The organism is Gemmata palustris (assembly GCF_017939745.1).
Lineage (GTDB): Bacteria > Planctomycetota > Planctomycetia > Gemmatales > Gemmataceae > Gemmata > Gemmata palustris.
The window spans coordinates 4137550-4150583 of sequence record NZ_JAGKQQ010000001.1; the positions used below are offsets into that span (position 1 = coordinate 4137550).

8 protein-coding genes are annotated in these 13034 nt (G+C 66.0%); all 8 read right to left on the reverse strand.

Going from position 1 to position 13034, the window contains the following annotated elements; translation table 11 throughout:
* Window positions 1–10: 10 nt before the first annotated feature.
* On the reverse strand, window positions 11–3346 hold the full coding sequence (locus J8F10_RS17080; protein ID WP_210655620.1) for an efflux RND transporter permease subunit: 3336 nt from the start codon (window positions 3344–3346) through the stop codon (window positions 11–13).
* Window positions 3347–3709: 363 nt separating this feature from the next.
* Window positions 3710–4999 carry an efflux RND transporter periplasmic adaptor subunit gene (locus tag J8F10_RS17085; RefSeq protein WP_210655622.1) on the reverse strand — a complete coding sequence of 430 codons (1290 nt, stop codon included), beginning with the start codon at window positions 4997–4999 and terminating at the stop codon, window positions 3710–3712.
* Between the two features lie 32 nt (window positions 5000–5031).
* On the reverse strand, window positions 5032–7797 hold the full coding sequence (locus J8F10_RS39010; protein WP_246523413.1) for an MGH1-like glycoside hydrolase domain-containing protein: 2766 nt from the start codon (window positions 7795–7797) through the stop codon (window positions 5032–5034).
* A 16-nt stretch (window positions 7798–7813) separates the two neighbouring features.
* The gene (locus J8F10_RS17095; RefSeq protein ID WP_210655624.1) at window positions 7814–8020 is read right to left on the reverse strand and encodes a hypothetical protein; all 207 of its coding nucleotides are present in this window, start codon (window positions 8018–8020) and stop codon (window positions 7814–7816) included.
* A gap of 378 nt (window positions 8021–8398) precedes the next feature.
* A complete protein-coding gene (locus J8F10_RS17100; protein WP_210655626.1) occupies window positions 8399–9751 on the reverse strand; it encodes a hypothetical protein in 1353 nt (450 codons plus the stop codon).
* A 28-nt stretch (window positions 9752–9779) separates the two neighbouring features.
* Window positions 9780–10748, reverse strand: coding sequence for a YybH family protein (locus J8F10_RS17105; protein ID WP_210655628.1), 969 nt, complete (start codon window positions 10746–10748; stop codon window positions 9780–9782).
* A 311-nt stretch (window positions 10749–11059) separates the two neighbouring features.
* Entirely contained in the window at window positions 11060–11956 is an 897-nt protein-coding gene (locus J8F10_RS17110; RefSeq protein WP_210655630.1) for a polyphosphate kinase 2 family protein, read from the reverse strand.
* Window positions 11957–11983: 27 nt separating this feature from the next.
* Window positions 11984–13033 (reverse strand): iron-containing alcohol dehydrogenase family protein, encoded by a 1050-nt coding sequence (locus J8F10_RS17115; protein WP_210655632.1) that lies wholly within the window; start codon window positions 13031–13033, stop codon window positions 11984–11986.
* Window position 13034 lies beyond the last annotated feature (1 nt).

The window sequence follows — 13034 nt, forward strand, 5'->3', positions numbered from 1 at the left end:
TGTAAAAGAATCAGGTTTTGGGAGCTTGGGCCGGTCCGCTGGTCGCGACCGAATCGGCCGCGACTCCGTCGCCGTTCGGGTGCGCGGCCGATCGTTCTTTCGGTTCCGCCCCCGGTGCGACCGGGGTACCAAACAGCAACCCGAACTTCTCCTGCACGTGGTAGAAGACCGGCGTGAGGAAGATGCCGAACAGCGTCACCCCGAGCATGCCGCTGAAGACCGAGATCCCCAGTGCCCGCCGCATTTCGGCCCCGGCCCCGGCCGCGAGGACGAGCGGTACCACGCCGAGGATGAACGCGAAACTGGTCATCAGAATCGGCCGCAACCGCAACCGGCAGGCTTCCACCGCCGCGGCGTGCGAGGTGCTCCCCTCCGCGCGCTTTTCCTTGGCGAACTCGACGATGAGGATCGCGTTTTTCGCGGCCAGCCCGACCAGCACCACGAACCCGACCTGGACGAAGATGTTGATGTCCAGTTTCGCAATCGCGACCCCGATGACGGAACAGAGCAAACACATCGGGACGACCAGAATCACCGCCAGCGGTAACCGCAGGCTCTCGTACTGGGCCGCGAGCAGCAGGTACACGAGCACCACGGCCAGCGCGAACACCACAATGGCCGTGTTCCCGGCGCGGATCTGGAGCAACGTCAGCTCCGTCCACTGGTAGTTCATCCCTTGCGGGAGCGCGTCGTTGGCCACTTGATCTATGGACGTGATGACCTGTCCGGAGCTGACGCCGGGCAGCGACGCCCCGTTGATCGCCGCGGCGGTTACCCCGTTGTAGCGCGTAACCATGACCGGGCCGCCGACGGGCCGCACCTCGGCCACGCTCCCCAACGGGACCATCGTCCCGTTGGTGTTCCGCACCTTGAGTTGTTTGACGTCGTCGGGGGTCAGGCGCTGACCCGGGTCGGCCTGAAGATTCACCTGCCAGGTGCGCCCGAACTGGTTGAAGTCGTTCGTGTAATAGCCGCCGAGATACACCTGAAGGGTGAGGAACACGTCGTTGAGAGGAACGCCCATTGAGAGGCACTTGGTGCGGTCCACGTCCACGAACAGTTGCGGCGTGTTCGACCGGAACGGCGTGAACAGCCCGACCAGGCCCGGCGTCTCGTTCCCCTTCGCGGCCACCGTATCGGTCGCGGCCTGGAGCGGATCGAGCCCCTGGGCGGCGCGGTCGCGGATCATCACCTTGAACCCGCCCGCGCTCCCGAGCCCGTCCACGGGTGGGGGCGGGAACACCGCGACCGAGGCGTTCTCGATCCGCCGGAAGAACTCGGCCCGGAGCTTACCCGCGATGGCGTCCCCGCGCAGCTCGGGTTTGTGACGGTTGTGGAACTCGTCGAGCACGACGAACAGGGTCGCGAAGTTCGACCCGTTCGCGTTCTGGATGACCGACGTGCCCGGGATGGTGATGGTGTGCGCCACCCCCGGTACGCCCGGGTAGTTCTCCTTGTCGTCCTGGTCCCCGCGGGCGATCCGCTCGATCTCGGACGTGACGATCGCCGTGCGCTCCAGGGACGCTGCGTCCGGGAGCTGGACGTTGACGACCAGGTAGCCCTTGTCCTGGGTCGGGATGAAGCCGGTCGGCACCGTCGTGAAGCCCTTGTACGTCAGGAACAGGAGCCCGCCGTACACGACGAGCACGACCACGGACACCCGCAGTAACCAACCGACACTGCGGGCGTACCCGGCCGATCCGCGGTCGAATCCGAAGTTGAACAGCCGGAAGAACCACCCCAGGAGGAGGTTGATTCCCCGCGTCAGCGGGTCGGTCTGTTCGGCCTTCGGCTTGAGCAGAATCGCACACAGCGCCGGGCTGAGCGTGAGCGAGTTGAGCGCGGAGAAGAACGTGGAGACCGCGATCGTGACCGCGAACTGTTTGAAGAACTGCCCGGTGATCCCGCTGATGAACGCGCACGGGACGAACACGGCCATCAGCACCAGCGAGATCGCCATGATCGGCGACGCCACCTCGTCCATCGCGCGGCGCGCCGCATCAATTGGGGCGTAACCGTGTTCGAGCTTGTGCTCGACCGCCTCCACCACCACGATCGCGTCGTCGACCACGATCCCGATCGCGAGCACCAGCCCCAGGAGCGACAGGTTGTTCAGGCTGAACCCGATCCCCGCCATGACCGCGAACGTGCCGACGATCGCGACCGGGACCGCGATGAGCGGGATCAGCGTCGCGCGCCAGCTCTGGAGGAAAACGAGCACCACGATCGCCACGAGGATGATCGCGTCGCGCAGCGCGTGGAACACTTCCGCGATCGACTCCTCGACGAACGGTGTGGTGTCGTAAACGATGGCGTAGTCGACCCCGGCCGGGAAGTCGTTCTTGAGTTGCGTCATGCGGGCTTTGATGCGCTCCGCGGTCTCGATCGCGTTGGACCCGGGGAGCTGGTAGACGGGGACGCCGACCGACGGTTTGCCGTCGAGGGTGCAGCCGGTGTCCTCGCTCTTGGCCCCGAGTTCGATCCCCCCGAGGTTCCGCTTGGCCCCGGCCGCGTCGGTGACCGTTCGGCGGTCGGAAATCACGTCCCTGAGTCGCGTCGTCGCCCCGTCCGGGTCCGTGCGGATGATGATCTCCCCGAACTCCTCCGGTCGGGTCAACCGCCCCTGGGTGCTGAGCGTGTACTGGAACGCCTGCCCGGTCGGGACCGGCGGGCGCCCGAGGCTCCCGGCGGCGACCTGCACGTTCTGCGTTTTCAGGGCGTTGATGATGTCCGGCGCGGTCAGGTTCCGGGACGCCACCTTCGCCGGGTCGAGCCAGACGCGCATGCTGTAGTCGAGCTGCCCGAACATGGTCACGTCGCCGACCCCCTCGACCTGCTTCAGTTCGTCCACGATGTTGATCGTCGCGTAGTTGCTCAGGTAGAGCAGGTCGCGGGACTTGTCCGGGGACGTCAGGTTCACCACGAGCAGGATGTTGGGCGACTTCTTCTTGACGCTCACGCCGGTCTGTTTGACTTCCTCCGGGAGCGTCGGGAGCGCGAGGTTGACGCGGTTCTGGACCTGCACCTGGGCGTCATCCAGATTGGTCCCGACCTCGAAGGTGACCGTGAGGACGTAAGTACCGTCGTTGGTACACTGCGACGACATGTACAGCATCCGCTCGACGCCGACGACCTGCTGTTCCACCGGGGCCGCAACCGTCTCGGCCACAATGGTCGCGCTCGCGCCGGTGTACGTACACCGGACCTCGACGGTCGGCGGGGCGATCTCCGGGTACTGGGCGATCGGGAGGCTGCGCACGGACACCAGGCCCGCGATCACGATCACGATCGAGATCACCGCGGCAAAAATGGGTCGGTCGATGAAGAACTTGGAAAGCCCGGACACGGTGCGCCCTCGCGGTTGGGTGACTCGGCGGCGTGCGGTACTCGCCTTCTGTAGTCGGTCTCAGTCAACAGATTGCAAGCGTGTGCAACGATTCTGCTTTTGTTTGTGCCCTCTCCCCTTGCGGGAGAGGGTCGCCGCGCTTCGCGGCGGGGTGAGGGGTTACTTCCCGTATGGGGTGGCCACCCCTCACCCGGTTCGCAAAGCCTCACCACCCTCTCCCGCAAGGGGAGAGGGCACAAACAAAAACGCTGGCGTCCCTCACGTTTGCAATTCGTTGATAGAAGCTGGTGAACCACGGACCCGGCACACCTCGGCTTCGACAGAGGCCGGCTACAGAAAACAGACGGACCACGCGCTTTGGTGTTACTTCTTGGCCGGCTTCGGCTCGACGGTCATGCCCGGTCGGAGCCGCTGGAGCCCGGAAACGATCACTTGGTCACTCGTGGCGAGGGGGCGCGGTTTGCCCTCGCCGGGGACGTCGATGCTTTCGACGACGCGCTCCTCGCCCTCCTGCACGCCGAGCACCACCTTCGCGCGGACCGCCTTGTTCTCGGGACCGACGAGGTACAGGAACTTGGTCCCCTGGTCCGAGCCGAACGCGGACTCGGGGACGAGCATTGCATTGACCGGTTCGCCGATCGGGACGCGGATTCGGGCGTACATGCCCGCGGCGAGCAACCGCTGGCCGACGGGCGGCTTCGGGTTGTCGAACCGGGCCTTCATCCGAACCGTGCCCGTCTTGGGGTTGAACTGGTTGTCCGCGAAGCTGATTTTCCCCTTCAGTGGGTACGCCGTTCCGTGCAGCGCCAGCCCCGCTTCCGCGGGGATCTCCCCGGGATCGGCGCTCTTGACCTTTCCGTCCCGGACGGCCTGCTGGATGCGCTGGAGCGTGTTCTCGTCCACGTCGAACGCCACGTCCATTTTCTCCACCGCGACGACGGTGGTGAGCAGCGTCGTGTTGCCCACGCCCCCGGTTACCAGGTTCCCCTCGGTAACCAGTTTGTCCCCCACGATGCCCGTTATGGGCGCGGTGATGGTGCAGTACCCGAGGTTCAGGTCGGCGGACTGCACGTTCGCCTTGCCCTCGTCGATCTTGGCCTTACTGACTTTGACCTTGGCTTGCGCGGACCGGAGCGCGGCCGAGGCCTCGTCGTAAGACCCCTTGGCGATGTTCCGGGTCTGTTGCTCGCCCACGCCCTGCTTGAACAGGGCCTCCTGCCGGTCGTACTCGATTTTGGTGGTGGCGACCCGGCTCTCGGATTTCTGTTGGTCGGCGTCGGACGTTGCCAGGTCCGCTACGGCCGTCGCGAGGGTCGCGTTCGCCCGTGCGAGATCGGCCTTGTACGGCTCGGAGTCGATCTCGAACAGGAGCTGGCCCTTCTCGACCTCCCGGCCCGGCTGGAAGCGAATCGCCTTCAGGTACCCGTTGACCCGGGCGCGGATCTCCACCTGTTCGAGCGGCGTCGCCCGGCCGGTGGCCGTCTCGTAGCGCGTGACCGTGCGCTCGACCGGAGGGGCGGTGCTCACGATCGGGTGAGGGAGCTCGGCCTTCCCGGTCTTGTCCGGGCCGCCGCACCCGACGACGGTGAGCAGAGCGGCGACGAACCCGCCGCGAACCGCGGCCCGCGCCGCCCCGACTCTCGAAACGCTCATGTTGCGCACTCCGTATCAAAAGGCCGAAGGCCTCACGCGGTGAAAGATGCGGGCCGCTCCTCGGTCCGGGCCTCGACCGGGAACTCGGTGCCCGCGGCGAGTTTGCCCAGTTTCGCCATCTGGTCGGCGGACGTGGTCGCGAACACGTGCATGATGCGCGCGACGATCCCGGTCCACCCGGTCTGGTGGCTCGCACCCAGACCGGCCCCGTTGTCGCCGTGGAAGTACTCGTAAAAGAGGACGTGATCGCGCCAGTGGGGGTCGGTCTGGAATTTGTCCGCCCCGCCGTACACCGGGCGGCGCCCGTCCGCGCCCTTCAGGAAGAGGTTCGCCAGCCGGCGGGAGATCTCCTCGGCCACCTGGTAGAGGTTCATCCGGCGCCCGGACCCGGTCGGGCACTCGACGGTGAAGTCGTTGCCGTAGTAGCTGTAGTACTGGAGGAGCGCGCGAATAATGAGGGCGTTCACCGGCATCCAGATCGGCCCGCGCCAGTTCGAGTTGCCACCGAACATTCCGGTGTCGGACTCGGCCGGTAGGTAGCCCACCCGGTACTCCTGCCCGCCCGCGTGCATCACGAACGGGTGCTTCTCGTGGAATTTCGAGAGCGAGCGGATGCCGAAATCGCTCAAGAACTCGTTCTCGTCGAGCATCTTCTCGAGCACCCGACGGAGCTTGGTCTCGTCGAGGATCGACCCGAGCCGGCGCCCGGCCACCCCCGGCTTCATCGGGTCGTGGATCGCCGCCCGGACCTCCGGGCGGCTCTCGATGAACCACCTGAGCCGCTCCGCGATTTCCGGAAACTTCGCTATCACCTTGCCGTCGAACACCGTGACCGCGCACAGGGGCAGCAGGCCGACCATCGACCGCACCTTGAGCCGCTCGGCGCGGCCGTCGGGCGTGCGCAACACGTCGTAGAAGAAGCCGTCCCCCTCGTCCCACATGCCCGTCTCGCCGCCCAGGTGCGTCATGGACGAGGCGATCCACATGAAGTGCTCGGTGAACTTCACCGCCATGTCCGCGTAGTCCGGGTCGCTCATCGCCAGTTCCGCCGCGATCTCCAGCATGTTCTGACTGAACAGCGCCATCCACGCGGTGCCGTCGGCCTGTTCCAGGTACCCGCCGGTCGGCAGCGGCGAGCTGCGGTCGAACACGCCGATGTTGTCCAGCCCCAGGAACCCGCCCTCGAAGACGTTCCGCCCGGTCCGGTCCTTCCGGTTCACCCACCACGTGAAGTTCAGGAGCAGCTTCTGGAAACTGGTCTTGAGCCACTCCTTGTCGCCCTCGCCGGTCTTCACCTTCTCCAGGCTGTATGTGAAGATGGTGGCCCAGGCGTGAACGGGCGGGTTGACGTCGCCGAAGTTCCACTCGTAGGCCGGGATCTGGCCGTTGGGGTGCATGTACCGCTCGCGGAGCATCAGCTTGAGTTGCTGCTTGGCGAACTCCGGATCGACCAGCGTCAGCGCGAGCACGTGGAACGCGAGGTCCCACGCCGCGTACCACGGGTACTCCCACTTGTCCGGCATCGAGATCACGTCACCGTTGTACATGTGGTGCCAGTGGTCGTTCCGCGGGCCCTGCTTGCGGGTCGGGCTGAACGGGTCGCTGCCGCGCTCCTCGAGCCACTTGTCCACGTCGTAGTGGTAGAACTGCTTGCTCCAGAGCATCCCCGCCAGCGCCTGCCGCATCACGTTGGACCCGTCGGGGCCGACCGCGGCCGGGATCACGCCCGCGTAGAACTCGTCGGCCTCCTTGCGCCGGGTTTCCAGCACCAGGTCGAACGCGGCGCCGAACGGCGCGCCCTTCGTGCCGTTGAGTTGGGCCGGCGCCGCCGGCGCCACGTCCGAGAGCCGCAGCCGGATCACCTCGGACGCGCCCGGGTTCACGGTGATGTGGTAGTGGGCCACGACCTTGGTCCCCGTCTTCTCGGGATTGACCACCCCGGCCTGGCCGTGGACGACGTGGTTGTTGATACCGTCCTTGACGAACGGGGAGCGGTTCGCGACGCCGAAGATCCGCTGGGTGTTGGTTTCGTTCTCGGTGAACAACAGCGGGGCGTCGCCCTCGGCATAGAGGTACCGTTCCCCGATCGCCGGGTGCGCCGCCCTCACGGTCCCGTGGGCCGGGGCGCCGCCGACCTGTTGGAGCGCCGGGCGCTCGGTGGCGCCGTGCCAGGCCCATTCGTTGCGGAACCACAGCGTCGGCAGCACGTGCAGGTCGGCCGGTTCCGGGCCGCGGTTGTGGACCGTGACGCAAACGAGGAGGTCTTCGGGGGACGCTTTGGCGTACTCGACGAACACGTCGAAGTAGCGGTCCTGATCGAACGCCCCGGTGTCGATCAGCTCGTACTCCAACTCGGTGCGGCCGCGCGCGCGGCTCGTCTGAACGAGGTCGTCGTAGGGGAACGCGCCCTGGGGGTACTTGTAGAGGTACTTCATGTACGAGTGCGTGGGCGTGCTGTCGAGGTAGAAGTAGTACTCCTTGACGTCCTCGCCGTGGTTCCCCTCCGCGTTGGTCAGCCCGAACAGCCGCTCCTTGAGGATGGCATCCTTCCCGTTCCAGAGCGCGAGCGCGAAGCAGAGGTGCTGCTTGTCGTCGGAGACACCGGCCAGACCGTCCTCGCCCCAGCGGTACGCGCGCGAGCGGGCCTGGTCGTGGCTGAAGTAGTCCCAGGCGTTTCCGCCCTCGCTGTAGTCCTCGCGGACCGTGCCCCACTGTCGCTCGCTGAGGTACGGTCCCCACTTCCGCCAGGGCGTCGAAGGTGCGCCTGCGTCTCGGAGTCGGGCTTGTTCGGCGTTCATGAGAGCACTCGGTTAATTATGGTGGTAAGCAGAGCATGTATCTGTAATGACCCGGAACGGATTCCAGTTCCGCCTCGTCGTTGGGGGTAAACGATTGGCGGTCGCTCCACGGGTTGTCCGTAGATGGCAAGATCCAGAAGTTCCCTTCGGCGTCGCGGACCACCCACTGTTGGCTCGCCTTGTCCACGTAAATGGCCACCACTTGCCTCCTGACTGCGAGCATCTCACTCCTCCTGCGATTGATCATTGGGGCGAAAGCACTTGTAATCGACCGTCGCCTGGGTATTCGGTTCCTCCGTATTTTGTTGCGCTGGTGCGCGGTTCTACTTCAGCCCCGGCACGCACTTCCCGGGTTACCACAACTCGCCCGGCAGAGTTAGGGTTTGGAAACAAAACCGCATTCGTAAGTCGGGCCGTGCCCGACACCTACAGACATTGCGAAGGGTGTGTTGGGCACAGCCTAACGCACTTCCATCTGGTAATCATCAGAAACACGAGCAGAATGAAGCCGAATCCCTGGAAAGCAGAGCCCGCCCTTCATTCCGCCCGTGTTTCTAAGGCCGCCTCCGCCGTTACAGCACCCGCGCCGACGCCGGCGCGACTACTTGTCCCCCTGCGATTCCCCTTCGGGTTGCTGGACTCGCACCAGCGTAAACTGCTGCGAATTGTCCTTCGCGAAGTGGACGAGCATCGTCGTCTCGTCCCGCGTCAGGTTCGCGATCCCGGCCTCGTACACCGGGGTCTTGCGGTCCGCGACCGTCCACGCGGCGCGCTGCGTGTTCTTGTCCACGGACCCGTACACCGGCTCGGTCGTGTCGGTTAGCGCGTTGTAATAGTTTCCGCGGATGACCCCGGCCTTGTTCACCGCGAGCTGGAAGATGTTCGTGGACTTCGTTTCGCCCTCGCCGACCATCGCGAACACGCCGAGTGTCTGGAAGTCGTCACTCTTCGCTTCGACTTGAGCCTCTTTGCCCGCGCCGGCGAGGTCGGTCGCTTGCTGCGCGTACTCCGTCGCGGGAACCTCGGTGTCGCCGTTGATGGTCACGGTGTCGCCCGAGTAGACGACCGTTTCGCCGTAGTCGTAGTAGGCCGGTTCCGCCGGGTAACTGCAGTAACTGGACACGGTGCCCCAAACCGGGGCGCTCCAGACCCGGGCCGCGGTCCAGCCGGCCGCGAACCACGCCCCGGGGTATTTGGCGTACCAGTTGGGGCTGAACGCGCCGTAGTACCTGAAGTTCGTGCGTACCGCGCCGCCGGTGGTCGCCAGAGTCGTTCGAGAGGCGTAACGGGTACCGCCGGCCCCGCCAGCGACGGTCGTTCGCCCAGCCACCGCCCCGTAAGGGCCGACCGCGACCCCGGCGCGAGTCCCGCCCGAAACCGTCCCTCCCGGCCCGGTCGCAGTACCGACGCGCCCCCCACCAGCTACGACCCCCTGCGGCCCAACAGCGACACCGCCGCGACTCGCGGTACCGAATGAGCCGTTGGGACCGCTGCCGACCGTGACGCTACCTCTGGTGCCGGCCGCGTTGCCGCCCGGACCGGCGATCCCGCCCGCGGTACCGACCTTTGTCGCGGTCTTACCGCCGGGGGTGGTCACGGTGACTCCCCCGACCCCGCGCCCGGCCGTTGCGCCTCCGGGACCGGTCGCGGTGCGACCCGCGCCCGCGTAGTCGATGGTGCTTCCGCCCTTGGTCGTGTACGACCCACTCCCACCTCCAACCGTCCGCGTTCCTCCGGCCGGGCCGACGACGGTGCTACTGGATCGGGTACTCGTGCCGCCACTGTACGTGCCGACGGGCGGGTTGGTGCGCGCGGGCGCGATCGCCCCGCGGCTTGCAGGAGGAGCCGCGCGCCCCCCACCGCCCCCGCGCCCGCCGCGCTGGGCCTGGGAGTCGTGCCCCGCCGCGAGTACGACGAGCGCCGCCACACCGGTCACAAAGAGGGTCCGTTTCATGGCTGGTTCCTCGTGGGTGTGGTTGGGGTTAGGGCTTGGTTTTGACGCGCGTGACTTTGATCGGCGGCAGGTCAGGTTGTTCTTCGCCGTTCACCGTGCGCTCCACCGAGTGGAACATGAAGGTGTCCGCGTCGATCGGTGTCATGATGTTGGTCGCGGTGAGCGCCCGCCCGTCGGGGGCCGTTCCGCGGGCGGTGATGACCCACTTCTTCCCGTCGCGCGTGATGTCCGCGCTGCCGATCCCGCCCGAGTCCTCGAACGTCCACTGCTGGAGTTCCCCGGTGGCCGGGTCTCGCACGATCATCTGTGTCCCCGTGTGCGTGGCCCCATCCTGGACGACGGAGAACGTGCAGCGGATGAACGCCTTGTTCGCGGTCCACTCGTACTTCGTGCTCACAGTCACGCCGGTGCGCTTCGCCTCCCAGGTTCCGATGAGCCACTCCAGGTCGCGGAGCGTCAGCCCGTCGCTGGCCCACTCGCGGGCGATGGCGATGCGCCACGCGCCGTCCTCGCGTGCGTAGAGCAGGCTGCACTTGCTGACGATCAGTTCCGCCCCCTTCGCCTTGCGGAGCTTGAAGTGCCCCTCCACGACCGCGGTCTCTTTCGACGGGAACCGGACCGCGTCGACTTCGACCTCCAGCGCGTGGCCCTTGTTCTTCGCGAAGAACTCGGTGTACGCCTTCTCCAGTGCGGCGCGACCGCGATAGGTGGTCCCTTCGTCGTCGGTGTACTCGCCTTCTGTGGTCCAGGAACCGGCCACGGCCTTCGCATCACCACTACGGAACGCGGCCACGAACCCGTCGAGCGCCTTCTGGACGCTCTCCTTGTCGGTCGGTCGGTCGTCAGGGGCCGCACCGGTTACGGCAATGACCGGTTGCCCGTCTCGAGCGGGCGGAGCGGACCGCGCGGACTCCCCACCACTGAACGCGAGCCACACCGCAACGATGGCCAAGCACCCGTAGCAAAGAACCGCGATGCGCGTCTGTTTCCGACTCACGGCTGAACTCCTTCGCTGGTGGAACGGGCGGAGTGTTGCTTTCTGTAGCCGGCCCCTGCCAACAGATTGCAAACGTGTGCAACGATTCTGCTTTGGGTTGTGCCCTCTCCCCTTGCGGGAGAGGGTCGTCGCGCTTCGCGGCGGGGTGAGGGGTTGCTTCCATATTCAGGAGGTTACCCCTCACCCGGTTCGCAAAGCCTCACCACCCTCTCCCGCAAGGGGAGAGGGCACAATCCGAAGCCGACTAAAGCCCAAGTTTGCAATCTGTTGGCAGGGGCCGGCTACAGAAAATCATCAACCCGAGCTCTGAATCACTCGGCCTCCAACTGCTTCCGGGCGTCTTCCAACCGCTTCTTCTGTTCCGGGGACACGACCGGGTACTTCAGATCGAGCGCCTGGATCGAGGTCGTCACGATGTCCGCTACGACCGACCGGGTGATCCACTTGTGGTCCGCCGGGATCACGTACCACGGCGCCAGGTCCGTGCTCGTGGCGCTGATCGCGTCCTCGTAGGCGGTCATGTAGTCGTCCCAGTACCCGCGCTCGGCCAGGTCCGACGCCGAGAACTTCCAGTTCTTCTCCGGCCGGTCGAGCCGGTCGAGGAACCGGCGCTTCTGCTCCTCCTTCGAGACGTTCAAGAAGAACTTGAGGATCAGCGTCCCGTTCCGGACGAGGTGGCGCTCGAAACTGTTGATGTCCTCGTAGCGGTCCTCCCAGAACTTCTTCCCGACCTTCTCGCGCGGGAGCTGTGCGCCGAGGAAGTCCGGGTGGACCTTCACCACCAGCACGTCCTCGTAGTACGAGCGGTTGAAGATCCCGATGCGCCCGCGCTCGGGCAGGCTCTTCATGTAGCGCCAGAGGAAGTTGTGATCGAGTTCCTCGGCCGACGGCTTCTTGAAGCTGAACACCTGGCACCCCTGCGGGTTCACCCCGGACATCACGTGCCGGATCGTCCCGTCCTTGCCGGCCGCGTCCATCGCCTGGAGCACGATCAGCACCGAGTACCGGTCGTCGGCATAAAGCAGACTTTGTGCGTCCGCGAGGGCGCGCAGGTTCTCGTCCAGAGTTTCCTTCGCGCGGGCCTTCAGCGCGTCCTTGCCGAAGTCCTTGAGTTCCTCGGTCTGTTTCCAGCCCGGATTGTGGTCCTTGAGCCGGAACTTTTTGCCCGCGGGTACGTGGAACAGATCGATGATGTCTTTGCGAATCATGTTTCTCTCTCGTTCCGGACCACACCGCTATTGAAAGCACCGCACCAGGCGCGGATCGGAGGTCAGGAGGTGCTCCACTTCCGGCACCGCGTCGCGGCTCGATAGCACGGTGTAGTAGCCCTCTTTGATTGAGGGCGCTTTGCGCACCGCCGTCATCCACTCGTCGCGCGAGAACGGGTCCGCGGCGATCACGTCCCAGAACCCGGTGGAATCGAACAGCGCCGTAATGCGTTCTGTATTTTCGCCCTGTAATACGCTCATGAGATAGGTCGCGACGCCGACCTGGAGCCCGTGCAACCGCGGGCGCGCCGAGGTCGCGTCGAGTGCGTGCGAAATCAGGTGCTCGCTCCCGCTCGCCGGGCGCGACGAGCCGCAAATCTCCATTGCGATCCCGTTGAGCAGGAGCGCGGTCGCCAGCAGCCGAATCCCCTCCAGGTCGATGGCGGGGTGGCTCATGAACGAGTAGATGGTCCCGTCCGACATCAGGGTCGCGAAGTCGTCGATCGGCTCGCCCTTCGCGTGGAACGCGAGTTTCCAGTCGCGGATCGCGGTGAACTTGGCCACCAGATCGCCGACCCCGGAGAGCGTGAGGACGCGCGGGGCGTTGAGGCACACGGCGGTGTCCACGATCACGCCGAACGGGAGCGCGGCGGGCAGTGACCGGCGCGCGCCGCGGACCGTCAGGCTCGATTGCGGGCTGCAGAACCCGTCGTTCGAGAGCGAGGTCGGTACCGCGAAGTACGGCAGGCGCCCGAGGAACGCGATGTACTTCGCCACGTCGAGCGCCTTCCCGCCGCCCACGCCGACGATGGCCGTTACGCCTTTGGACAGGTCCGCGAACGCGCGCACCGTGGATTCGAGCCCGTTGTCCGCTACTTCGATCCACGCGGCCGCTTCGACGTTCTGCTCCTTCAGGCTGCTCGTCACGCGATCCGGCAGCGGCGCGGTTAGCCCCTGACTCATGGCGACCGCGACCCGGCGGTGCCCGGACCGGTCGAGGTAGCGCCCGAGCCGGTCCAGCGCACCGGCCTTGGCGCGGACCAGTGTGGGGATCGCGATCTGTGTCGGCCGGAGCATG